Consider the following 21,996-nt stretch of genomic DNA (forward strand, 5'->3'; position numbering starts at 1 on the left):
ATCCCACTCCGCGTTCGTCAGATCACCACGTCCCATACAGCCAGCCTGCCCCCAACACCCCACTCAGGTAGAGAGATCCGAGAAACAGCGCCTAGGAGGCAGACCGCGTCAGCCAGCCTAGCGACTCCAAGCGAGATGCAAGCAGCGCGGGATCGACACCTCCTTCGACGATGCCACAGACGTTGTTGGCCATGTCAGCCAGAGTGGGATCGAGTGGCCGGTCGCTGTCGCCGCTGATGGGTGTGCTCACCGGGCACAGTATGGATGTTCAGAGTCATGACGGCTGAGGACCGGGGCCGGAGGAGTGCGAACTAGACCTGCCGTGCATGGCCCGCTCGACGCTTCACCCAGCGCAGTTGAGTGCTCGTGACAGACGATGCGAACGTCTGGCAACGAAGATGCCCTGAGAGACGTTCGGAGCCGTCGGGCGGGCGATGGGGCATCGCGCCCTGCGCCGACCGGCCTGCTGGCCGCCCGCTTGAAGTACCACCGAGGGCCTCTGATGCTGGTCAGCCTGCGAGTGCTGAGGAGAGCGGTGGTAGAGCGGCAGTAGGTGTCGTACCGAGCGGATCCATGCGAGGCCGAGCCGGACTTGCCTTGTCGGGCCATCGCCGTTCGCAGTAGTGACTGACTCAAGCCTGACTCGCGCCGGCCAACCTCACGCTGTTCAGGACTCATGCCGTGTCGTCCTGTCGGCTCAGCGAGCGTAGGCGCACCCGTTCAGAGCAAATGCGGGGGCGCAGTCGGCCGACATGTTCGGACGAGCTCTACCGGCCGCCCTGTGGCGGCAAAAGTGCACGTCAACAGGGGGCTGTCGCGGCTGACTTGATGCCATAGTGTCCCGGCACCGCAGCGTGAAGCGGCGTGATCATTCTGACGATGCCTCATACGCACCTTCAGTCATCGCGGGAGTGCACATGACCCAGCACCATGAGACCCACCGCTGGACACCTCGCCTGTCCACGGCCTCGGAGGCAGAGTTGGTGGCCGGACTCGCCGTGGGTGGTTCAGTCGCCCTCGAGTCGCTGCAGGTTCTCCGGGGACGTCACATGCCTGCCCTTCTCGACTACGCCCGACTGTGTGTTTCGGAGGAACGTTTCGCGGCTCAGCTCTGTCATCAGACGCTGTCCACGGCTGTCCGGACCGCCGCGGCCGGACGCGTCCGACCGGGAGGCGTCCGGCACAGCTTGGTGCTTCTGCTCCAACAGCACGCAGTGGAATGGGCGGACGATGAACGCCGGCAGCGCCTGGAACCGGCGTTCATCCGCTGGCTCTTCGAGACCGGTCACGGTGGCGCAGGGCACGCAGCCTTCGGCAAGCATCTGCTCCGGGCGTTCTGGCACCTGCCTCAGCACGAGCAGGAGATCCTCTGGTACACGGAGGTCGAACCAGGCGGTACAGAACTCGCGGCGGTCTACGCGGGCATCGCGGAACCCGATCTCGCCTACGAACGCGATCACGCACTGCGCGCTCTGCTCCGCAGCTATCTGCAGACGTACGGGGCCAGCTGCGACGAGCCGGAATGCCGGGGTTACCTGCGGATACTGGACGCGCAGGCGCGCAGTGCCCTGCCGGAAGGGGTGAGTCCTGAGCTCGACACTCACCTCAGCGCCTGTGTGCGATGCGAGCACGCTCTGATCGAGTTGAGCACCCTGTACACAGCTCCCCGCGTCGCTCTCGTCCCGGCCCTGATTGGCTACGCCGGTCTGAGATACGCCGAACGGGTTGTACCCGTACGCCCTCCGGCAGGCGGGCAGGATCCTGCTCACAGGCACTCCGCCTCGAGCCGACGAGCCCCGGCTTTACACGTCGCCCTGGCCGTCCTGGTCGTGGCGCTCGCCGTCAGCGTGGTTCTCGGCCTGCGGGCCTCGGCGTAGCCTCCACGGCAGAACGCCCCGCGACACTGCCCTGCTGTCTGTCATGCACCTGTCTGGCGCGTCCGGCGTGTCTGGCGTGAAGACAGGTGAACTCTCTGGTGCTCTTTCCAGGTCATGGGCATTTCAGTGCTTGCATTTCAGATTTAAGACTGACACTGCGATACTTTTGGGGGAGTTTTCATGGCGGACAAAGAGCCGCGGTCATCCGAGGAGGGCTGGGATCAAGCCTGGTACGTGGAGGCGGACGGCAGAGTTCCTGGAACGCGCAGACTGTGGCTTGCGAGCGCGATGATCGTGGTGATCGTATTCGCGATGGCGGTGAGCATCGCCGCAGATGACGGGATTTCGGGTCAGCCGGTCTCATCGGCGACGGTGAGGGAGAGCAGCCCCGATCTGGATGTTCCCGACGCGCCGTCCCCGACCGCCGATGTAAAGACGGGAGCAGGGAGGTGGGACCCGGTGAGGGCACCTGGCGCACCGGACAGCAGAAACCGCAAGGCGCTCCACGCTTCTCCACGTCCTACGAGGTCTGCTTCCGCCTCCGTGTCCGGGCGGCCGTCTCGGTCCGCTCCCGCGACGCCGCCGCCCGCTCCTGCCGCTGAGTACCGCTCGATCCGGTCGGTCAATTACCCGGATCGCTACTGGCGAATTTCTGACGGCCTCGTAAAGCTGGAAGCCCCCGACGGGCCGAAGCCACAGGCCGACCTCAGCTTCGCCGTGGTCCCTGGACTGGCTGATCACGAGTGTCTTTCCTTCACTACCGGCGACGGAGTCTACCTGCGCCACCGTGATTTCCTTCTCCGCTCCGAACGGAACGACAACACGCTCCTTTTCCGGCAGGACGCCACATTCTGTATACGTCCGTCCATCCACCCGCAAGCCGCCATGCTGGAGTCGGTCAATTATCCGGGCCGTTTCCTGCGCCACCAGAACTTCCAGCTCAAGTTGCATCCTTTTGAGGATTCCGAGCTTTATCGGGCGGACTCCGCGTTCCGGTTGGTCGCGCCCCTTCACGATTGACGCGGACGCGGACGCGGATGCGGACGCGGATGCGGACGCGGACGTGGAGGTCAGGGTCGGTCGAGGGGTCCGACCCGGCGGCGATCACGCCCACGGATCGGTGATCTCCCGCAGCAGTGTCAGCGCCTCCCGATCAGCGCGCTGCTGCTCCTGACGGGCCGCACCGAGGCGGCGGCACCCCACCTGACCGGGCTCGACAGCGGCAGGTGACCCGGCTGGGCGCGGCGGATCGAGATGCTTGCGCATGACCGCTACCGCCTCGGCCCCACCCGTTTCCAACGGCCGCTCGTGGGCCACGGCGTGGAGAGGGCCTATGCCGAGTCCAGCTGTCCCGGACACGCTGAGGTCCGTCCCTGTCCGGGAACGGACTTCAGCCGGGCAGAGCAGAGCCGAAGTCGACAGCGAGGGCGGCCTCTACGGCTGTTCGGGCAGCGCGGACACCCCGCCCCTCGGGCATGCCGCCACAGTGTGTGCGGTGACGGACGTGCCGTAGTACTCCTGGAGAGTCTCAGAGTCAGGCCTGTTCTCGCTTGGAGTCGTCGATGGCCGTTCGTCGTGTCGTGCCCAACATCCAGTCAGAGGCGGTACAGGAGAGCCGTGAGTTCTACGGCCTGTTGGGCTTGGAGGAGGTCATGAACCATGGCTGGATCATGACCCTCGCCTCCCCGTCCGCTCCGGCGGCGCAGGTGAGCGTGATGATCAGTGACAGGACCGCCCCGGTCACCCCCGACATGAGCATCGAGGTGGACGACGTGGACGCGGCCTATGCAGTCCTGCGGGACAGCGGCGCGGAGATCGTTCACCCCCTGCAGGACGAGGAGTGGGGCGTACGGCGGTTCTTCGTCCGCGATCCCAACGGCCGAGTGGTCAACGTGCTGAGCCACCGCTGACACCGTCCCCACGTGAGTCCGGCGAAGGCTGACCGGGCTTTCCGGGGTGACGTGGGTCAAGGGCAGGCGGCCAGCTCCGGTGTGGAGTCACTCGCCCACGTGCCCTCAGCTGTGTGATGGGTGGACCAGCGCCGTGCGCAGCTCCCGGGTCAGTCTGTCCGCATCGCCGACCAGGTTCGGGTCGGTGAAGAGGACCGTGCCCATGCTGCCCTTGTCGCCCCACAGGCACGTGGCCTGGTGCGAGCCGTCGAAGGCGGTGTAGTCCATGCATTCCATCCAGCCGCCGCCCGGGCCCGCGTCCGGCTGCCAGGAATCGTCCACCGTCACCCCGAACCGCTCCACGCCTGCCCGCAGGGAGTCTGCGAAGGAGCTCAGCATGTCGGGCGACATCTCGTGCATGTCGCCCGTCCAGCCGTAGACGCCCACCCGGCCGGTGTAGGTGGCGGGGTCGCCGTACACGTGGCCGAAGGCCGTGAGGCCCTCGGGCGCCTGTGCCACGGCCCACTCGACCTGGACGTTGAGCGGGGAACCTGACAGGAGTCGCATGCCGTGGAAGGTGTCCGGGACGACGACGTCGTACCGCGGGTACGCGGTGCGCAGCTCGTACGCCCACACTGTCGAGCCCACGACGCCGGCCAGCACCAGCGCGGCCCCTGTCAGGCTGAGAGCCAGTTGGCGCCGCGTGGGCGACGATACCGGCGGCAGGTCCGGCAGCGCCGGTTCCTGGGCCCGGTCTGACGGGACGGCGTACGCGGCGGCCCGCTCACCCCGGCGCCGGGCGCCGCGCAGCAGTCTCCCCAGCCAGTAGGGCAGCGCTGACTGAGCGATGAATCCACCCCACCAGAGCCATTGCGGTAGGCGCAGGCCGACCGCGGCACAGAGGAACACCGTGAGCAGAACTGCCCGGACGAACGCGGCCTCGTACGGCTTGCGGGCGAGCGGCACGAGCAGTGCCCGCCGGGGGTGTGCCAGTGCTTCGAGGGCTTCGGCGAGCATGGCGCGTCGGGCGTCGTCCGGGCGCTGAACGGCCTGGGCTCGGGTCTGTTCTGCTGCTTCGTGCACGCCGCGGCCGGCCAGTGCCTGCTCCAGGTCGTACAGCTGGGCGCGGGCCGGGCGGGGCGATCGGCTCCGCCCGGCGGCCTTGGTCCGCCAAGGCGCGGTGGTCAACTCGGTCAGTCGGCGGGCCTCGGGCGAGTCGGGCGCGAGTTCGGCAACGCGCGCAGCGAGGGCGGGGCCCCGGTTGCTGCGGGCCGGGCGGTCGTTGAAGTCGCTGCCTATGCAGAGCTCGGCGTATCCGGCGAGCAGTGCCAAGTGGTCCGGGAAGGCATCGAGGGCGTCCCGGTAGACCTCTTCGGCGCGGTCGTCGTGCTCGTCGTCGTCCTCCGCGATGTGCGCCAGCGCGAGGACCTGGAACAGCTCCGCGTCCGGCCCGGCCGCCGTCAGCGCCGTACGGACCGTCCGGCGGGCTTCGTCCGACCGGCCTTCGGCGATCAGCAGGCGCGCCCGGTTGAGGGCGGCTTCCCGGTCTTCCGGTTCGCTGCCCGTACCGTCCGGCGTCGGCGGATGCGGTGGCATGCCCTCCGAGGCCGGGCTGTTCGGCGCTGCGTCGATGACCGTCGTAGCGTCAGCACTCGTGTCCTTCGGCACCGCACCTTCCGGGTTGGCCGTGCCCGCCGGGTTCTCGTTGCCCCGGTCCTCGTTCGTGACGTGCATGGATGTGCTGTTCCGCCCCTGTGTCCTGCGGCCGGGCCCCTTCCCGGCCGCGTAACTATCACCGGTCGAACGAAGGCCGTCAATCGGAATCTCTACGTCATCAGGGCCCGGCGGTCGACAGGCCCGGAGCCTCGGCCTCCGCGGAAGGCCTCTGAACACCTTGGGCGAGGTCAGGGCCTCGTGCGTCAACGTCCCGTGAGACCCGAGGCTGAGGTCATGCTGTGCCGGCGTCGGTGCCGATGGCGCCGGCCGAGCGGAGCGACCGCCCGAGGTCTCCAGTGAGGAGGCGGGGATGTCGCCGCCACCACCACAGGTCCGGGCCGGGCAGCCTGTGGAACTGCTCGAGTGCTTGGCCGTCGTCGACGGTCGCGGCCCGGTAGCGGTCGTCCAGCGCTTTGATCTGCGGGGTCCAGAGCTGGACGACGTGCTCGTCCAGCAGGAGCCAGGCCTCGTGCAGCCAGTTTCGGCAGTACAGATCGTTGGTGTACTCGTAGATGTCGTCGCCGTAGCCACGCTCGATGACGCTCACCAACTCGGCCCAGGCATTCACCCGTTCAACGACCGTGAATGCCGTGCGCCAGCCACGCTGGTGCAACAGCTCTCCCACCTCGGTCTCCGTAGCCACCGGCGGAGGATCTCACGCGGAACCCACCACGGGGGAAGGCCCGTCCCCCAACGAGCCGCGCGCAACAGACTTGTTGATCAGCTCACGGCTGGCGGACCGATCCCGAGCACAGGGAGACATTCCGCAACACCGACAAGTCGGATGTCGTCACGCTGCCGCTTGGTCCACTCCTCGCGGGTCAGCCGCCAGCATTTGATCTGTGCCTGCTCGCCCCGCCGGGTGTCCCAGGAGACACCGTTCGGCACATACCCCAGGGCCTCGGAGACACGGTTCGAGGCGTGGTTGTCGACGAACGCGTCGCTGCTGGCCTCACTGGCCCCCAGCCCCTGGAAGGCCAGGTGCAGCACCGCCTGGCGCATCTCCTTCCCGAACCCGCCGCCGCGCACATCGGGGCTCAGCCAGGAGAACGTGGTGACGGTTCTGAACCTGTCGAAGTCGACGCCGATCAGGTCCTGCATCCCCACCGGCTGCCCGTCGACGACCACGACGAAGTACAGGCGCCAGGAGCCGGCACTGACCCGGCCTCGTCCGGACCACACCCCCCGAAGCCAGCGCCACTCGCGCTCAGGGCTGTCCTCATAGAGGGACATCGGATCGTCGAAAGGCCACGGAGGGCCCGTGGCCACCCCCTTGCGCACCGTCGGGACCAGGCGTTCCAGGAGTTCGTCCGTCGCCCCCAGCAGGGACAGGCGCGGTGTGTGCACCTGCACGTTCAACGGGGGATAGGCGGACAGGGCCGAGGAGGTCGTCGTCACGGGCGCGACCCTAGCGGTGAGCGGATGCGGCGTGCATCACATATTCGGCCTGGGCGGGACCCACGGGACAGACAGAACCCCCGGGCCCGGCGGGACGCGCGACGATCACGGTCAGGATGAGCGAACCGCAGTGTCACGGGACGTCTACGTGATGTGATGCCCCGCTTCCCCCTTGGGGACGGCCGCGACGCCCCCTGATTCCGTACCCTGGCTCCATGCGTATGCGGCCCACCCTGAGCTGGACTCCGACCGAGGACCTGCCGCCGGGCACCACGGATCTGGCCCCCGTCACCGATGCCCTGAGCGCCGGCGGTGTACTGGTGCTCAGCGGAGCGGGCATCTCCACGGAATCAGGCATCCCTGACTACCGGGGCGAGGGCGGGAGCCTCGGGCGTCACACCCCGATGACGTACCAGGACTTCACCGCGAGTGCCCGGGCCAGGCGCCGGTACTGGGCGCGCAGCCACCTCGGCTGGCGCACCTTCGGCCGTGCCCGCCCCAACGCCGGGCACCGGGCCGTGGCCGCGTTCGAGCGGGAAGGGCTGCTCTCGGGCGTGATCACCCAGAACGTCGACGGCTTGCATCAGTCGGCAGCCAGCGAGGACGTCGTCGAGCTTCATGGAAGCCTGGCCCGGGTGGTATGCCTGTCCTGCGGCGCTGTCAGCTCGCGCCGTGAACTCGCTGAACGCCTGGAGGAGGCCAACGCGGGCTTCGAGCCGGTGGCTGCGGGGATCAACCCCGACGGCGACGCCGATCTGAGCGACGAGCAGGTCGGGGACTTCCGTGTGATGGCGTGCGTGGTCTGTGACGGCATCCTCAAGCCGGACGTGGTGTTCTTCGGTGAATCCGTGCCCGCACGGCGGGTGGAGCAGTGCCGTCAGAAGGTCCGTGAAGCGACGTCGCTGCTGGTGCTGGGGTCGTCGCTGACTGTGATGTCAGGACTCCGATTCGTCCGGCAGGCCGCCCAGGCCGGCACACCGGTGCTCATCGTCAACAGGGACCCGACCCGGGGCGATCAGCACGCCCTGACGCGCGTCGAGCTCCCGCTCGGAACGGCCCTGACCACCGTCGCCGACCACCTCGGCGTGTTCATCGACGATTGACGTTCTCTTCTCCCTTTGAGCAGGACAAGGTCGATGGCGGCCTGCCACACGGAGTCCTCGTCGTCGGGGCCCCAGAGGCGGGCGCCTGGACGACACTCGATCATCCCGCCGACTCCGGTGGATATGCAGGCATCCTGCCTGCATGGCACTTGCTCTTCTTCTGGCGTGCTGCGCCAGTTCAGTTCAAATGACTGGACCGCCGCCTCTCGCGGGGCGGCGGTCCAGTAGTTCCATCCTGCCCGGGGCAAAGCCCGGCTGAAGGCGGACTCTGGTCCCAGGAGCTACCGGCGCGTCACAGCGCGCCGACGATGTCCTCGACGCGAGCCTTCGCGTCGCCGAAGAGCATCGAGGTGTTCTCCTTGAAGAACAGCGGGTTCTGGACGCCCGCGTATCCGGAGGCCATCGAGCGCTTGAACACGATGACCTTCTCCGCCTCCCACACGGTGAGGACGGGCATGCCGGCGAGCGGGCTGCTGGGGTCCTCGGCTCCGGCCGGGTTGACGGTGTCGTTGGCGCCGATCACGAGGACGACGTCGGTCTTGGTGAAGTCCTCGTTGATCTCGTCCATTTCGAGCACGATGTCGTACGGCACCTTGGCCTCGGCCAGCAGGACGTTCATGTGGCCGGGCAGGCGGCCGGCCACCGGGTGGATGCCGAACCGTACGTCGATGCCCTTGGCGCGCAGCTTCGACGTGAGTTCCGCGACCGGGTACTGGGCCTGCGCGACCGCCATGCCGTAGCCGGGCGTGATGACCACCGACCGGGCCGAGCCCAGGAGTTCGGCGGCGCTCTGGGCGGTGATCTCGGTGTGCTCGCCGTAGTCGACGTCCGATCCCGAGGGTGCCTCGAGGCCGAAGCCGCCGGCGATCACGGAGAGGAACGAGCGGTTCATCGCCTTGCACATGATGTACGAGAGGTAGGCACCGGAGGAGCCGACCAGCGCGCCGGTGATGATCAGCAGGTCGTTGCCGAGCAGGAAGCCGGAGGCGGCCGCGGCCCAGCCGGAGTAGCTGTTGAGCATGGAGACCACGACCGGCATGTCGCCGCCGCCGATGGAGGCGACCAGGTGCCAGCCGAGGGCGAGCGCCAGGACGGTCACGGTGATCAGAAGCCACAGTTCAGGGGTGATCACGAACCACACGGTCAGCGCGACGAACAGGACCAGCAGGCCGAGATTCAGGGCGTTCTTGCCCGGCAGCACCAGCGGCTTGGAGTCGATCTTCGCCGCGAGCTTCAGGTACGCCACGATCGAGCCGGTGAACGTCACCGCGCCGATGAACAGGCCGATGAACACCTCGGCGTGGTGAATGCCCAGCGTGCCGAGTGCGTCCAGGGCTCTGGCCTCGTGGCCGTCGGGGTCGTGCTCGACGTTCAGGTAGCCGTTCCAGCTGACCAGTACGGCCGCCAGGCCGACGAAGGAGTGCAGCAGCGCGATGAGTTCGGGCATGCCGGTCATCTCGACGCCGCGGGCCCGCTGCAGACCGATCAGCGCCCCGACGACCATCGCGATCGCCATCAGGGCGAGACCGGCGGTGCTGATGTCGCCGTCCACCGCGAGCACCACCGTCGCGACGAGCGCGACGCCCATGCCGAGCATGCCGAACGCGTTGCCGAGCCGTGCCGACTCGTGCTTGGAAAGACCTGCCAGCGCCAGGATGAACAGCAGCGCGGCAACAAGGTAGGCCGCTTGTGCGGCGAGGGTCGCAGACATGTCAGCTCCGGTTGAACATGGCGAGCATGCGACGCGTCACCGCGAAGCCGCCGAAGATGTTGATACTGGCGAGAAGGATCGCCACGGACGACAGCACGGTGACCGCCGCGTTCGAGTGGCCGATCTGCAGGAGCGCTCCTACGACGATGATCCCGGAGATCGCGTTCGTCACCGACATCAGCGGCGTGTGCAGCGCGTGGTGCACATGCCCGATCACGTAGTAGCCGATCACGATCGCGAGGACGAAGACGGTCACGTGCGGCAGCAGCGCCGCCGGCGCGAACCCGGCGGTGAGGAACAGCGCCAGCGCGCCCAGCGCCACGCCGCCGAACTTCTGCTGCGCCGTCATCGGCGGCTTCTTCGGCGCCGGCTCCGTCACGGGAGCCGTGGGCGCGGCCGGGGCCGCGGAGACCTGGACCGGGGGAGGCGGCCACGCCGACTCGCCCTTGCGCACGACGGTGATCGAGCGCTGCACCGGGTCGTCCCAGTCCAGGACCAGGCGGCCGTCCTTGTCCGGCGTCATCAGCTTGAGCAGGTTCACCAGGTTCGTGCCGTACAGCTGCGACGCCTGTGCCGGCAGCCTGCCCGCCAGATCGGTGTAGCCGATGATCGTCACGCCGTTCTGGGTGACGACCTTCTCACCCTTCACGGTGCCCACGACGTTGCCGCCGTTGGCGGCCGCCATGTCGACGATCACCGAACCCGGCTTCATGCTCGCGACCATCTCCGCCGTGATCAGCGTCGGAGCGGGGCGCCCCGGGATCAGCGCGGTCGTGATGACGATGTCGACGTCGCGGCACTGCGCGGCGTAGAGCTCGGCCTCGCGCGCCTTGTAGTCGTCGCCCATCTCCTTGGCGTAGCCGGTCTTCGAGACCTCGACCTCCGGGGACGCGATCGACAGGTACTCGCCGCCGAGCGAGCGGACCTGGTCGGCCACCTCCGGTCGCGGGTCGGTCGCCCGTACGACCGCGCCGAGCGAGCCCGAAGCGCCGATCGCCGCCAGGCCGGCGACGCCGGCGCCCGCGACGAGCACCTTCGCCGGGGCAACCTTGCCCGCGGCGGTCACCTGCCCGGTGAAGAACCGCCCGAACTCGTGCGCGGCCTCGATGACGGCCCGGTACCCGGCGATGTTGGCCATGGACGACAGCACGTCCATCGACTGCGCGCGGCTGATGCGGGGCACGGCGTCCATCGAGAGCGCGGTGAAGGGGCGCCGGCCCAGCTCCTCGACCATGTCCGGGTCGAAGGCCGGTGCGAACAGGGCGATGGCTGTCGCCTCCGGCCGCATCCGGTCCAACTGGGACGGACTGGGGGCATTGACCCCCAGCACCACGTCTGCGGCCGCCGCGTCGCCGACGGTCGCGCCGGCGGCCTCGTAGGCGTCATCGGTGAAGCCGGCCGCGACACCCGCGCCCGGGTCGACGACGACCTCGTACCCCAGTTTGCGGATCTGTTCGATCGTGGCAGGGGTGGCCGAAACGCGACTCTCACCCGCCCGCGCTTCCTTGAGGGCTCCGACAATCACGAATGTTTCTCCGTTCGCTGCTCTGGCCGTCAACGGCGTGCAGAAGGGCTCGACTCTGAAGCGAGTTCTCGTCCGGTCAGAATCGATCTGCCGGCACCTCAATCGGAAGCATGTCAGCCGTGATCAATGCCACACCACCGGTCGCAACCGACGTGAAACGAGTGGAAATCCGGCACCGGATGGCGCAAAGTGCGGTGCGCGACCCGACCGGCCACCCGCCCCGCCAGGACGCGAGGGCCGCCAGGACCCGGTCCTCCGCCGGTGGGCTCCAAGGCGGCAGCGTCCGTCATGCCCCCTTTTGCTCCGCCGCCCGAAGTCTCCGAGGTGCTGACGGCGCCTGACGTGGACCGTCTCTTCGCTGACGTCGAGAGGGTGGGCGATCTGCCTATTTCGCCCGACCTGGTGCGCTGTTGGAACGTTCCTTGCAGCGTGGTGAAGTAGACCCGATCCGGCCTGGCCGAAGTCTGCGGGCGTCGAGGCTGCGCCTCCCGTACGCCCTGCCGCCGCGGCGTCTTCGCCGTTCGCCGCGGCGGACAGGGCCGACAGGCTCAGGACGACAGCGTGGCGTGCGTCCGCATGGCGTAGTAGTTGGCGCGGTACGCGTCGTGGACGTTGTTGCCGGCTATGCGCAGCAGCGCCTCGTCGTTCTCACGCAGCGAGGACAGGTCGAGGTTGTGGGAGCCGGTGAAGGTCCACTTGGTGTCCGGCTGGCCCGCGTAGTTCCCTTCCACAAGAAGGTACTTGGAGTGAACGAACATGTCGTCGCCCGCGGTCGAGGTGCCCTTGTCGAGGAGCAGCTTGTACGGACGGATGCGAGGGTGATCGAGCGTGGCGAGCTGAGAGCTCTCACGGTAGACGATCTCGATCCAGCAGCCTTCGTCGGCCAGGGCTCGCAGCTTCTGGGCGACGGCGGAGCGGTGGAGCGACCAGGCGGCGATACGCACGACCGTCTTGTGGGAGTCGGAGCCCACCGTCGTGTTCCCCGTGCAGGTGACGTTGCCCAGGATGTCGACGACGACGTCACCGGAGGACTGGGGGAAGAAGTAGTACTTCTCCGCGCCCGCCGTGTTGCCCTGCCGGAAGTAGTTCGTGTCCCGGCGCTCGGCGGCCAGGTCGTTGAAGTAGTTCACGTAGGCCGTGTACAGCTCGGTGTTGCCCACGGAGGTGTACGCGTTGTTCCAGAACCGGCTGGTGTTTCCCGGAGTCTGGTTGGCCGAGGTCTGGATGACGACGTCTTCGGCGAGGCCTTCGGCACCGACGCGGGAGAAGGTGAAGAACTTGTTGTGGTTGATGGGATTGAGCGGCGGTGTGTTGTCGTTCCACGTCGCGTCGGTGTCGGCGATGCAGGCGCGTCCGGCGGGACATACATGGACCCAGGAGGGCTTGGTCATGTCCCGGCCCAGGGTGTTGATCAGCGCCACGGCGGCAGGGGAGTCCGACTCGGAGTGGTCGAGGACGACTCGCACCTGGACATTCTTCGCGTATGCGCGCCGCAGTGCCTCGGAATAGTCGGTGTCCGTGAGGGCGAACATCGACGCGCGGAGCGTCCGGCCGCCCTCGGTCTGGTCGATGGCGTCGATGATGCGCTGCTTGACGGCGTTCTGCTGCTCGGGGGTACCGGTCGGGTCGTTGAACACCGCTCCGGTGGTGGGCAGCGGCGGGGCAGCCTCTGCGGTGGGCGCGTTGGCGAGCATCTGTCCGTAGAGTCCCCCGATGAATGCCCCGACGAGCACCAGCCTCATGACGGTCTTCCGCATGGCTTTCCGACCCCTTTCCGTTTGTTGTGACGTGTCGTAATGGAGAACGTTCCGACGACGGTGGCGGTGGTCGTACACACGTGCCTCATTCCGGTGAACGGCGGGAGAGGCGCGCGCAGTTGGCCCCGTAGGCACGTGGTGGAGTCGAGTGTGCCGAGGGCGACAGGGCCAGCCCTTCAGCTCGGCTTCAGGCCCTGACTGCTCCTGCGTACGGCGCCGGGTCGGGTTGCCTGCCGCGGGTGCCGATGGCGGCCGTGGGACGTGTCAGGCCCTCCGTGGACGGTGCGACTGTCATCAGTTCACTCTGGTTGTCGCAGCCTTGTGGCGCTGTCACACCTGTAAAGCCCTCTGCCGTGTTCGACCCTCACGGCAGAGGGGGGCGACCGATCTGCGACGGACGGCTCAGCGCGCGAAGCTCGTGGTGGCCGCGGGCAATCTCGGCTGAGAACCCGTTCACCAGGAGCTTCGCCGTTCTGCAGCTCGGACCCGATGCGGCCAGGCAAGGTCACAGAGACGAAGACTCAGTACGTACGCATGACGTCGTTGATCCAGTCCAGGCTCACCGGCGTGCTTGCGTACACCGCGGAGCCCGAACAGTCGCGCGGACCCCAGGAGACCACTCCTACCTGGTACCGGCTCCCGTCGACCAGCTTGAACAGCGGGCCGCCTGAGTCCCCGTTGCACGGCGCTCCGTCGATCTCCGTGGTGAAGAGGCCAGTTCCACCGTATGCGTCGTCGTACTGAGTGGAGTTCTGGTACTTCTCCGTCCCGCGGCGCAGTTTCGAGTCGACGCTGCCGGTACCCCATCCGAAGACGTATGTGGTCACGCCCGGTTCAGGGTGCTTGGTGGCGAGACTGACGGGCTCCGCGTCGGCCGAGCGGGCCAGCCTGAGCAGAGCGATGTCATGAACGTCGCGCACCTTGGTGAGGTTCACCGCCACGACGCCGCCACCAGTGCTCCACTGGGTCGACTTCACTCGAACCGATACCTGACTGTCCGAGTACCTCCCGTGCGGGCCGTAGAGGCAGTGCTTGGCCGTGAGAACCCAGTAGTTGTCGATGATCGAGCCGGAACACTGGAGTTGATAGCCCTCACTCCCGCCCAGCTCGATCAATACCGCGGCGAGCCCGCGGCTGCTGCTCGCCGTCTCACCGCCGATTATCATCGGCCCGATCTCGGGCGAGGGTTCGCTGCTGACCAGGGGCGCGACGCCCGATGCACCATCGTCCGCTGCCGCCTGACCGGGGCCGCCGGCCAGCAGGGCAAGCACTGCGCAGAGCAGTACCGCGAATCGAGATCTCTGGCTTCTCATAGTCCCCCCATTTCAGGGGCCTCAAGGCCCCCTCGAATCCCAATGAGCTGCTGACACTGCCCGCAGAAGTACTAGCTCCGGCACTCTCCGACGGCCGCGTCTGTCGCGGGATCGTAAATCTAACGGTGGATCCGGAGGACATGGGGAGAACATCAAGTGACCATAATCTCAGTAGAGTTGAGGACCGCCGAGCTCGTGGAGAGCTCGCAGGGCCGGTCGGTCTGGCCCCGCGTCCGGCGATCAACTGGCCGCGATGCTGTTGGAGCGGGCATGGGTCGGGAAGGGCTGCAGCTCACTGGGCAGAGTGGGCTGGAGCAACGGCTGAACAAGCGGTCGCGGCAGCTCTGCGGCCCACGCTGCTGGCCAGGATGTGCCGGGCCCGGCGGCCGACTGTCCTCGGCGCCACCGCCAATGGCGACCTCAACAAGGAAGGCGCACGACTGAGCATGGTGGCCGAAGCGTTCACCACCCCTGCGGTGCCCGTTGTCCGGAAACGGCCCCGGTCGGCAACGGCAGACGTATGAGCGGCGCAAGCGAGGAAAGCACCTCGTCCCTGTTCGGTGAAGCCCTCCTCGCCGACCCTCACGACGTGTACGCCAGACTTCGGGAAGCCGCGCCCGTTCACCGAACGACCAACCCCGACGGCGAACCGGTGTGGCTGATCACGCGGTATGCAGAGACCCGAACAGTCCTGGCTGACACACGGCTCTCCTTGATCCACGTCGGCGAACGTTTCAGCCTCTTCCTCCGTCGTATGAGAAAGGAGGCAACACTGGATGGCCGGCGTACGTGGAGCAGACTCCGCCTACGAGGGAGGCAAGGAGGTTTCCACGACATCAGAGACGGCTCCGCTGTCGGAGGCCGAGGACATCGGACTGGTGCGCGCAGTGCTGCTCATCGGCGGAGTGCCCTGGGACGAACTCGACGACGGTGTGCAGCAGGTTCGGCTGAAACTGCTGGAGACGCGCGCCAGGCGAACCGGGAACGTGATCCGCAGACGGCAGGCCTGGCTGTCCGTCGTGGCCTCGCGGGTCGCGGCCGACTGGCACAGGGCGCGGGCCCGGGACGCAGGGCTGCGCGACCGTCTGGCCGAGCGGTGGCAGCAGCGGCCCCCGGTGGAGCACTCCGAGGACGACAGACTGCTGGCGCTGGCGGTGGCGAACGGCCTGGAAGAGCTTCCTGCCCTTCAGCGGCAGATCCTCACCCTGCGCTTCTACACGGACCTGCCGGTACGGGACATCGCCCGGCTTCTGGACATCCCGGAGGGCACGGTCAAGAGCCGGCTGCACACTGCCGTCGCTGCCCTCGGGGCACGGCTGCGCGAGATGGAGGTGATCTGAGGTGACGCATCCGCCCCGGTCCGACGAGGACGCGCTGCGCCGGGCCTTCGCATTGATCGGAGAGGAGGCCGGCCGTCCCGAGCCCGGGCTCGAGCCCGGACCCATCCCGCTGGTCCCTGTCCGGGCCCGCACCGTCTGGTGGCGACGGCGTGGTGTCGTGCTGACCGCCTTCGCCTCCGCGGCGGCGCTGTGCGCGGGAGTTCTCGGAGCCGTGCTGATCGACGGCCGAGGCGCCGAGCCCGGGGCGGCCGATCGCAGCGGGGCTTCCGGCAAGGGCCAGACCCTCGTCGAATGGATCGCCTGCGCCCGGACCATCGCCGAGGGCGATGTCGTGACGGTACGTCAGTCACCGACGGCCGGCCGGGTCATCGTCTCCTTCGAGGTGCAGGAATGGATCAAGCCATCCCAGGGCACGAAGCGGATCACCCTGGACGTGGTGGACCCCGCGAAAGCAGCAGTCCGGGAGCCCTGGCAGGAGGGGCAGCACCTGTTGATCGTTGTTCCGCAGCGGCGGGACCAGGAGACCGACACCTTCCGCGGTGAGCAGCTGACCTGGTATGGCGGCAGGATCGAGCAGGGCCTTCCCGAGGCGGCGACGGCCGAGTGTCCGCCCTTCTGGAGGGACGCGCGGGGGTAGCCAGGCGAGACCGCCAGAAGCCAGGACCGCAACTGCTCCAACGACCCGACGCCCCCTCGGACCGTGCCGTCCGCCAGGCCTGCAGAGGCCGACTGGCTGGTTGTCGACGCGTCCTCCGCCTCCTCTTGAGGGAGGCTCCAGACGTCCGGCCCGTTCGTCCGCTGCTGATTGCAGCACGGCGTACGTGGGCAGCCGGCGCCGGGCTCGCCGGGATTGCGGGTGGTGCGTTCTGCCGGTGCGGTGGCCCAGCGGGCGGCCAGCTGGCCCTGAATGGCGAAGGCTTACGCACATCGCACCGGACCGCGGCAGATGCTCGGGTACGAGAACCGGTGGTTGGTTCAGAATGACCGGTAGATGCGATCGGGATCGGTGAACGCCGCCTCGGCGAACTCCGCAAAGTCCATGTTGGCGATCGCCAGATTGCCGTGCACGTCGCGGACGCCGGCTGGGACGGTCCGGAACTCTCGAGGTGGTGGGGAGTCGATGAGCTCCTGGTAGTACATCGGGTCGAGGTCTTCGTCCTCGGTGATGTCGATGGCGAGCAGCGCGCGATGGGGAGACTGCATCGTGACCCGGTCGGCGACGAACACCACGCTCAGGTTCCCGTCCTGCCTCGCCTCGTCGAGGACCTGTTCGGGCGTGAGATCGGCCCAAGCTGGGTCGTCGACGAGGAGGACTGAGGGTTGAAAGCTGCTGTCGTCTCCCCACGGCTGAGCGAGATCTGCGACCACCGCCTGCCATGCAGCCTCGTCCCCATAGTCGGTCCGGACGACCAGGGCATCGAATTCGTCACGTCCTGCAAACTCAGGCAAAGCCTTCATACATCCCCTCCCGCAGTGCCCGGCTTGGGTCCCGGGCTGCCTCTTGAGCCGCCGAGGGCGCCGTTGTGCGCCGGTTGACCTTCATCGTTGACCCACCCACCTCACGTCCCTGCTCACAAGGAGGGCTCCTGAACCGCACAATCGGCAAAGGAAGCCGGTCGGCCGGTACGACGGGACGGCCGCCTATGAGCGGTCACGCATTCACGGGCGGTTTATACCTCACTCCGCGCTGTGATTTCCAGTGAGCGAATAAAACGGACGCGAGGCATCTGATTTAGTGTCAACTATCATCCTGCGCGGCTTCTCAGGGCCTTTCCTCTACTCCCGGAAAGATGTCTTTGGCGGCACCCGGTTTCGTCCCGCAGGACAGCCACGGCGTGCAAGCCGATGTGCCGGGCATCAAGCGGCAGGTACGGACGCGCTGGCCTCATGCTCCTGCGCAAGTGGGTACTGCTTGCCTCCTGACCCCGCTGTCAGTGGCCAGTGCGAAGCTCCCCGGACAGCCACGCGAGGAGAGGCATGGGCACCTGGGACATCGGCCCCTTCGACAACGACACCGCCGCAGACTTCGGGGGTGATCTGGACGAGGCACCGATGGAAGAACGCGAATCTATGATCCGTGGCCTACTCAGACGCGCCGCCGACCCTGCCGGCTGCCTGGATGCCTCCGACGGCGTGCGGGCAGTAGCAGCGGCAGCCCTGGTTGTTGCCCAGCACCCTGACGGCGAGCCGGCGTGTTCGAACTACGGCCCGTCAGAGCCGCTACCGGAACTGCCCGCTGACCTTCGAACGCTCGCCGTCGACGCTCTGGATCAAGTGGTCTCCGAGCTCTCTGAACTCGCCGAGCTGTGGGCCGAAGCTACGAACGGCCCGAAGTGGCGCCTGGACATCACCCGCCTTCGCAACGTCCTTGACCCTCCGCTTCCGCCACAAGGGGAAGCCCTCTTCGAGAGCTGACCGGTCACCCACGGTCACGGACCGCACAGGTTGAGCTCAGGCCCAGACTCATGTCGAACCGCTGTCGCCATCCGGGTTCTGGCTCGGCCTCCGTGCAGCGGTGACCGAGCCTTGCGAGTTCAGGGGCGGTACGCCTCGGTGATGAGGGCTGGACCTGATCGCGCGGTTATGCTGCTGGCGTCGCGTGGTGTGAACCTGCCTGTGAGTTCCGGTGATCGGGTGTGTCAATTCCACGACTGATCCCGGTTGCTGGTGGTCAGTTGTGGGCGTGTGGTGACAGGTCAGGCGGGGGAGTTCACGGTCGTGGCCTCCTGCGGCTCTTATCTGGCGAGGGCGCTCATTCGCGTCCCGGTCTGGAGGAGTCGGCATGGATGTGATGGTGATGGTTGTTGTCCCGGTTGTCGTGGTGAAGGCCTGCGCGGTGGTGGCACTGTGGTTACGGCTGTGGCGGTGCGTGCGGCGGGACCAGGCGCAGCGTGACTACCTGCTGGGACTTGCCGGGGCAGTGCCGGCGGGCGGTGCGGTGGAACTCGACGATCGCCACCCCGACGGGGGCCGTGTCCGGCTGAGGGTCACCAGGGCTGCAGATCTGCACGGGGAATCGGTCTCGTGAGCCATCGTCAGGAGTCTGGCCCTCCTGTGGGAACCCGCCGGGATGCGGTTTCGCAGGTGGACGAGGAGTTCTCCGCCTTCTACCGGGAGACTGTCCGTCCGCTCATCGTCTTCCTGGTCCATCAGGGCGCTGCGTTGCACGTCGCCGCGGACATCGCCCAGGACACGATGCTGAAGGCCTTCCAGCGCTGGACGCAGCTGCACCGGCCTCGCGCCTGGGTGCACACGGTTGCCTCGCGTGCTCTGGTGCGGGCGATGGCCACGGTCGATGAGGACCCGGTAGAACGCGTACCGGAGCCCACACCCCTGCTGCCGCGCCCGGACGCCGTAGCGGAATGGGAGAGTCGACACGATCTGCTGCCAGTCCTGCAGAGTCTGCCTTTCCGCCAGCGCCAGGTCCTCGCCTGGACCCTCGCCGGCTACACACCTGCAGACATCGCCGCCGAACTGGGGCTGCCCTCACAGACCGTCCGCGCCAGCCTGCTCAAAGCCCGGCGCGCGGCCGCGGCCCACCTCACGCAGAGGGAGGCCCGGCCGTGACCCCTCAGCCGGAGCCCTCTCCGAGCGAGGACGCCGTGCACCAGCAGTTGATGCGGCATCAGCGCGATTCTGTCGAAGGGCTCGGCGCCGTCCTCGACACCGACGCCGGCCTGGGGGACATCCTTGTGCGCGCCCGTCACGACGCAGCCGTCGAAGACCTCACCACCCTGCTGGACTGCGAGGCCGGGCTCCGCCACGTCCTTGAAGCGCAGACCGGCGCCGACTGCGTAGACATCCCCGCCCAGCCTCCGCCGACGGGCGGGCGGCTGTGGTCGTACAGGGAGATCGCGGCATTCCTGGGCGTGCGGACCGACACCGTACGTTCCTACCGTAGGCACGGCCTGTTGCCCCCTCCCGATCTGGTGGAGAACGGCAAGCCGTACTGGCTGGCCGAGACGCTCCGGGCCTGGTTGGCTCGTCGTGCCAACGACCCGAGAGGCGGTGCTCACGACTGACGAGCCGACGTGGACAGGCGTCTCAGACGGCACCGGGCCGGTGGCCGATCAGCCCGGTCGAGTCCGCTCGCCGGAACGGCCGCAACTCCTTCGGCCGTCAACCCGATCCGCTCGGCGAGCGCCTGGACGGCACCGTCCGGCTGACCGTCGATGACGAACAGGGCCAGGCCGGGCAATTATTGGCCAGGGGCCTTTCGTCATCTCGCGACACCGCGCGACCAGCGGGCAGGATGGCCTCATGACAAAACTTTCCGCACGGTCGGTCCGTCGTGACTCCACGGGATCAGTACTGTCGCTGTGGTCGCAGGACTCCGTGCTGTCGATCGGCTCCGTGGGATCGGTGCTGTCCGTGGGGTCCGTCGGCTCCGTCCTGTCGGTCGGCTCGATCGGTTCCTCCCAGTCGCTGATCTCCGTCGGGTCCTGGCTGAGCACAGGATCCCTGCTTTCCGCGCAGTCCCGGTGGTCGGTGCTCTCCTGGCGCTCCTCTCGCAGTCTCCTGGCCGCGGGAGCGGTGGGGGCCGTGGCCACAGGCGCCCTGCTGCTGGCCCAGGCGCTCAGCACGGCCGAAACCGGCACCCAATAACTGGGATGCCCCCAGTCAGAGCCGCCCCGGTCGCACCAAAAGGCCCCTGCCCCGCGAGAAGCGCGCGGGTCGGGGGCTGTCGGTGGACAGCCTGGCGACGAGCGGACGACTGACACCCCTCCGTGGCCGTGCCGACAGCACGCCGGGCTCGTGAACGAGCTGTGCCCACCGCACACCCGACCGACGCGGCACTGACCGCGGCGTCCGCTACGCCGCCCGCGATTCGGCAGGCCTGACCAAGTCGAGGAGGATCTCGAGGACGGACCGGCCGGGGAGTTTCGGGTGGCCGGAGGGACATGTGGCGCCGGACAGCTGCCGCCCCGTCCAGCCGGAAGACGCCGAAGCCGAGTTGGCCCAGGCATGGAGGGCCGCGTGCCGGATCAAGGATCGGAGGCGGTGACCAAACCGCGGCACGACCACCGCCCTCGCACGTGGCCCGATCAAGGTGAAGTCAAAGAGACAGGGCCTGGCCGCGCTTGGGCCAGATGAGGCCCTGGTCGGTCCAGGTGACACCCTTGTTGCGGCAGAGGCAGAAGGGGTGGCCGATGGGGTCGGTGTAGACGCGGAAGCCGTAGCCGTCGGGGCCCACGCAGTCCCGCTGCAGGGTCGCGCCGAGGGCCAGGACGCGGCGCTGTTCGGCCTCGATGTCGTCGACTTCGAAGTCGAGGTGGAACTGCTTGGGATGCTCGCTGTCGGGCCACCGCGGGGCGCGGTAGTCCTCCACCTGGATGAAGGCCAGTTCGATCTCGCCGAACTGGATACCGGCCCAGTTCTCGTTGCTGCCCTCCTTGACCGGGAGGCCCAGCACTTCGGAGTAGAAGGCCGCCAGCTTCATCGTGTCCGGGCAGTCGATGATGAAGTCGGTGAGTCGTAGCATCCCGTGATCTTGCCACAAGATCAAACGCATGTGCGGTCTCCGGCGGATGCGGAGCGCTCTTCTCCTGTCGGGTCCCAGGCACGATGGCTGCGAGCGCGCCTCATGTTCGGCTGAGGCTTCTGGAGACGTCACATGCCATAGGCGTCGGCGAGGCGGGCGGCCTGGTCGACCATGCGGATCGGGACGCGGCCCGATCCGTGCGCGTCGTTGAACGACGGCACCGTGTCGACGTTGGAGAAGCGTCTGCGGATCGCGTCCAGGAGCACGGCGGCCGCGTCGGCCTCCAGTCCGCGGTCGCCGCCTGCCTCGGCGCGGATGGCTCCGAGCATGCAGACGGCGCCGTTCTCGTCGACGAGTGTGCCGGAGCACCAGCCGTCGGTGAGCAGCCGGTGGTGGGCGCGCTGCAGCAGGGCCGCTACCGGTGTCGGGTACAGCTGCGGGACGGGGGCGGGTCCGGTGTCGAGGGGGCCGGTGATGACGTCTGCCAGGTTGGTGGGTTCGGTCTCGATGTGGGCGGTGTTGACCTCGTAGGCGACCTTCGCTGCGTCGAGCCGTACGGTCATCGCCGCGTCGATGAGAGCGAGGCGGGCGTCGAGGGTCAGGTCCGCCCACGGTGGGTTCCCTGCGGTGGCCGGGGCGGTGGCTGTCGTTGCGGGAGAGGGGCACATGAGGGGCTCCCTGCGGCGGCGAAGAGGTGGGGCGGGCAGCCTTCGACGCCGAGCGTCGGGGCGTCTGTCGGCGGGGGTAGGCCGAGACGAAGATGGTGTTGATTGCTTTGCGGACGGCGGGAGTACTGACGGCCACTCGGCGGTGCAGAGGAGGACGGCGTTCGGCGCCGTGTCGATGCCGAAGCGCTCTGCCTGCTGCTCCGCTTCGAGGCCGTTG

At 67.9% G+C, this 21,996-nt stretch carries 22 protein-coding genes and 1 pseudogene; 10 read left to right on the forward strand and 13 right to left on the reverse strand.

The features are described 5' to 3' along the window. Positions 1–1,007 precede the first annotated feature (1,007 nt). Entirely contained in the window at positions 1,008–1,769 is a 762-nt protein-coding gene (locus ACZ6SQ_RS11635; protein WP_469559621.1) for a hypothetical protein, read from the reverse strand. A gap of 288 nt (positions 1,770–2,057) precedes the next feature. Between ACZ6SQ_RS11635 and ACZ6SQ_RS11640 the strand changes: the two genes are divergently transcribed. After that, positions 2,058–2,897: an AbfB domain-containing protein gene (locus ACZ6SQ_RS11640; protein WP_469559623.1), complete on the forward strand. Its 840-nt coding sequence runs from the start codon at positions 2,058–2,060 to the stop codon at positions 2,895–2,897. An 84-nt stretch (positions 2,898–2,981) separates the two neighbouring features. Here ACZ6SQ_RS11640 and ACZ6SQ_RS11645 read toward each other — a convergent pair whose 3' ends face one another. Then, positions 2,982–3,143: a hypothetical protein gene (locus ACZ6SQ_RS11645; protein WP_469559625.1), complete on the reverse strand. Its 162-nt coding sequence runs from the start codon at positions 3,141–3,143 to the stop codon at positions 2,982–2,984. Between the two features lie 296 nt (positions 3,144–3,439). Here ACZ6SQ_RS11645 and ACZ6SQ_RS11650 point away from each other — a divergent pair, with 296 nt between their 5' ends. Continuing rightward, positions 3,440–3,787 (forward strand): VOC family protein, encoded by a 348-nt coding sequence (locus ACZ6SQ_RS11650; protein WP_469559627.1) that lies wholly within the window; start codon positions 3,440–3,442, stop codon positions 3,785–3,787. A 105-nt stretch (positions 3,788–3,892) separates the two neighbouring features. Here the strand turns inward: ACZ6SQ_RS11650 and ACZ6SQ_RS11655 are convergent, their stop codons facing one another. From ACZ6SQ_RS11655 to ACZ6SQ_RS11665, 3 genes are all read right to left on the reverse strand, one after another. Next, positions 3,893–5,500 (reverse strand): tetratricopeptide repeat protein, encoded by a 1,608-nt coding sequence (locus ACZ6SQ_RS11655; protein WP_469559629.1) that lies wholly within the window; start codon positions 5,498–5,500, stop codon positions 3,893–3,895. A gap of 214 nt (positions 5,501–5,714) precedes the next feature. Then, the gene (locus ACZ6SQ_RS11660; RefSeq protein ID WP_469559631.1) at positions 5,715–6,125 is read right to left on the reverse strand and encodes a hypothetical protein; all 411 of its coding nucleotides are present in this window, start codon (positions 6,123–6,125) and stop codon (positions 5,715–5,717) included. 77 nt (positions 6,126–6,202) lie between these two features. Beyond that, positions 6,203–6,880 (reverse strand): GNAT family N-acetyltransferase, encoded by a 678-nt coding sequence (locus tag ACZ6SQ_RS11665; RefSeq protein ID WP_469559634.1) that lies wholly within the window; start codon positions 6,878–6,880, stop codon positions 6,203–6,205. Positions 6,881–7,095: 215 nt separating this feature from the next. On the opposite strand from ACZ6SQ_RS11665, the gene ACZ6SQ_RS11670 reads away from it, so the two are divergent. Continuing rightward, entirely contained in the window at positions 7,096–7,983 is an 888-nt protein-coding gene (locus tag ACZ6SQ_RS11670) for an NAD-dependent protein deacetylase (protein ID WP_469559636.1), read from the forward strand. 292 nt (positions 7,984–8,275) lie between these two features. On the opposite strand, the gene pntB is transcribed toward ACZ6SQ_RS11670, so the two are convergent. From pntB to ACZ6SQ_RS11690, 4 genes are all read right to left on the reverse strand, one after another. Further along, positions 8,276–9,694 (reverse strand): Re/Si-specific NAD(P)(+) transhydrogenase subunit beta, encoded by a 1,419-nt coding sequence (gene pntB, locus ACZ6SQ_RS11675; protein ID WP_469559638.1) that lies wholly within the window; start codon positions 9,692–9,694, stop codon positions 8,276–8,278. A 1-nt stretch (position 9,695) separates the two neighbouring features. Beyond that, positions 9,696–11,219, reverse strand: a complete 1,524-nt coding sequence (locus ACZ6SQ_RS11680) for a Re/Si-specific NAD(P)(+) transhydrogenase subunit alpha (protein ID WP_469559640.1) — start codon at positions 11,217–11,219, stop codon at positions 9,696–9,698. 548 nt (positions 11,220–11,767) lie between these two features. After that, positions 11,768–12,976 (reverse strand): phospholipase D-like domain-containing protein, encoded by a 1,209-nt coding sequence (locus tag ACZ6SQ_RS11685; protein ID WP_469559643.1) that lies wholly within the window; start codon positions 12,974–12,976, stop codon positions 11,768–11,770. 521 nt (positions 12,977–13,497) lie between these two features. After that, positions 13,498–14,247, reverse strand: coding sequence for a S1 family peptidase (locus tag ACZ6SQ_RS11690; protein ID WP_469559646.1), 750 nt, complete (start codon positions 14,245–14,247; stop codon positions 13,498–13,500). An 818-nt stretch (positions 14,248–15,065) separates the two neighbouring features. Here ACZ6SQ_RS11690 and ACZ6SQ_RS11695 point away from each other — a divergent pair. Next, a complete protein-coding gene (locus ACZ6SQ_RS11695) occupies positions 15,066–15,629 on the forward strand; it encodes an RNA polymerase sigma factor (RefSeq protein WP_469559649.1) in 564 nt (187 codons plus the stop codon). A 1-nt stretch (position 15,630) separates the two neighbouring features. Beyond that, complete coding sequence (locus tag ACZ6SQ_RS11700) at positions 15,631–16,266, forward strand: hypothetical protein (protein ID WP_469559652.1); 636 nt, start codon at positions 15,631–15,633, stop codon at positions 16,264–16,266. Positions 16,267–16,475: 209 nt separating this feature from the next. Here ACZ6SQ_RS11700 and ACZ6SQ_RS11705 read toward each other — a convergent pair. Both ACZ6SQ_RS11705 and ACZ6SQ_RS11710 read right to left on the reverse strand, forming a co-directional pair. Further along, positions 16,476–16,538 (reverse strand): annotated as a pseudogene (locus ACZ6SQ_RS11705) (DUF6207 family protein); the annotation flags it as partial. 66 nt (positions 16,539–16,604) lie between these two features. Continuing rightward, positions 16,605–17,087, reverse strand: a complete 483-nt coding sequence (locus ACZ6SQ_RS11710; RefSeq protein ID WP_469559653.1) for a DUF6924 domain-containing protein — start codon at positions 17,085–17,087, stop codon at positions 16,605–16,607. Positions 17,088–17,606: 519 nt separating this feature from the next. Between ACZ6SQ_RS11710 and ACZ6SQ_RS11715 the strand changes: the two genes are divergently transcribed. The 5 genes from ACZ6SQ_RS11715 (at position 17,607) to ACZ6SQ_RS11735 (ending at position 20,234) form a co-directional block, all read left to right on the forward strand. Then, entirely contained in the window at positions 17,607–18,044 is a 438-nt protein-coding gene (locus ACZ6SQ_RS11715; protein WP_469559655.1) for a DUF4259 domain-containing protein, read from the forward strand. Between the two features lie 367 nt (positions 18,045–18,411). Then, entirely contained in the window at positions 18,412–18,657 is a 246-nt protein-coding gene (locus ACZ6SQ_RS11720) for a hypothetical protein (protein ID WP_469559656.1), read from the forward strand. 56 nt (positions 18,658–18,713) lie between these two features. Beyond that, positions 18,714–19,196: an RNA polymerase sigma factor gene (locus ACZ6SQ_RS11725; protein ID WP_469559659.1), complete on the forward strand. Its 483-nt coding sequence runs from the start codon at positions 18,714–18,716 to the stop codon at positions 19,194–19,196. Positions 19,197–19,429: 233 nt separating this feature from the next. Continuing rightward, positions 19,430–19,651, forward strand: a complete 222-nt coding sequence (locus tag ACZ6SQ_RS11730; RefSeq protein ID WP_469560243.1) for a helix-turn-helix transcriptional regulator — start codon at positions 19,430–19,432, stop codon at positions 19,649–19,651. Positions 19,652–19,889: 238 nt separating this feature from the next. Continuing rightward, positions 19,890–20,234 (forward strand): hypothetical protein, encoded by a 345-nt coding sequence (locus tag ACZ6SQ_RS11735; RefSeq protein ID WP_469559661.1) that lies wholly within the window; start codon positions 19,890–19,892, stop codon positions 20,232–20,234. Between the two features lie 451 nt (positions 20,235–20,685). Here ACZ6SQ_RS11735 and ACZ6SQ_RS11740 read toward each other — a convergent pair whose 3' ends face one another. Both ACZ6SQ_RS11740 and ACZ6SQ_RS11745 read right to left on the reverse strand, forming a co-directional pair. Continuing rightward, positions 20,686–21,111, reverse strand: a complete 426-nt coding sequence (locus ACZ6SQ_RS11740; RefSeq protein ID WP_469559664.1) for a VOC family protein — start codon at positions 21,109–21,111, stop codon at positions 20,686–20,688. A 128-nt stretch (positions 21,112–21,239) separates the two neighbouring features. Then, positions 21,240–21,779: a DUF6197 family protein gene (locus tag ACZ6SQ_RS11745; RefSeq protein ID WP_469559667.1), complete on the reverse strand. Its 540-nt coding sequence runs from the start codon at positions 21,777–21,779 to the stop codon at positions 21,240–21,242. Between the last annotated feature and the right edge of the window lie 217 nt (positions 21,780–21,996).

Source organism: Streptomyces sp. NPDC048600, from assembly GCF_055587025.1.

Excerpts from the sequence above, each read along its gene's own strand:
- ACZ6SQ_RS11740 (WP_469559664.1), bottom strand. The coding sequence starts at position 21,111 with ATGCTACGACTCACCGACTTCATCATCGACTGCCCGGACACGATGAAG.
- ACZ6SQ_RS11640 (WP_469559623.1), top strand. The coding sequence starts at position 2,058 with ATGGCGGACAAAGAGCCGCGGTCATCCGAGGAGGGCTGGGATCAAGCC.
- ACZ6SQ_RS11735 (WP_469559661.1), top strand. The coding sequence starts at position 19,890 with ATGACAAAACTTTCCGCACGGTCGGTCCGTCGTGACTCCACGGGATCA.
- ACZ6SQ_RS11655 (WP_469559629.1), bottom strand. The coding sequence starts at position 5,500 with ATGCACGTCACGAACGAGGACCGGGGCAACGAGAACCCGGCGGGCACG.
- ACZ6SQ_RS11685 (WP_469559643.1), bottom strand. The coding sequence starts at position 12,976 with ATGCGGAAGACCGTCATGAGGCTGGTGCTCGTCGGGGCATTCATCGGG.
- ACZ6SQ_RS11645 (WP_469559625.1), bottom strand. The coding sequence starts at position 3,143 with ATGCGCAAGCATCTCGATCCGCCGCGCCCAGCCGGGTCACCTGCCGCT.
- ACZ6SQ_RS11670 (WP_469559636.1), top strand. The coding sequence starts at position 7,096 with ATGCGTATGCGGCCCACCCTGAGCTGGACTCCGACCGAGGACCTGCCG.
- ACZ6SQ_RS11710 (WP_469559653.1), bottom strand. The coding sequence starts at position 17,087 with ATGAAGGCTTTGCCTGAGTTTGCAGGACGTGACGAATTCGATGCCCTG.
- pntB (WP_469559638.1), bottom strand. The coding sequence starts at position 9,694 with ATGTCTGCGACCCTCGCCGCACAAGCGGCCTACCTTGTTGCCGCGCTG.
- ACZ6SQ_RS11695 (WP_469559649.1), top strand. The coding sequence starts at position 15,066 with ATGGCCGGCGTACGTGGAGCAGACTCCGCCTACGAGGGAGGCAAGGAG.
- ACZ6SQ_RS11720 (WP_469559656.1), top strand. The coding sequence starts at position 18,412 with ATGGATGTGATGGTGATGGTTGTTGTCCCGGTTGTCGTGGTGAAGGCC.
- ACZ6SQ_RS11650 (WP_469559627.1), top strand. The coding sequence starts at position 3,440 with ATGGCCGTTCGTCGTGTCGTGCCCAACATCCAGTCAGAGGCGGTACAG.
- ACZ6SQ_RS11745 (WP_469559667.1), bottom strand. The coding sequence starts at position 21,779 with ATGTGCCCCTCTCCCGCAACGACAGCCACCGCCCCGGCCACCGCAGGG.
- ACZ6SQ_RS11715 (WP_469559655.1), top strand. The coding sequence starts at position 17,607 with ATGGGCACCTGGGACATCGGCCCCTTCGACAACGACACCGCCGCAGAC.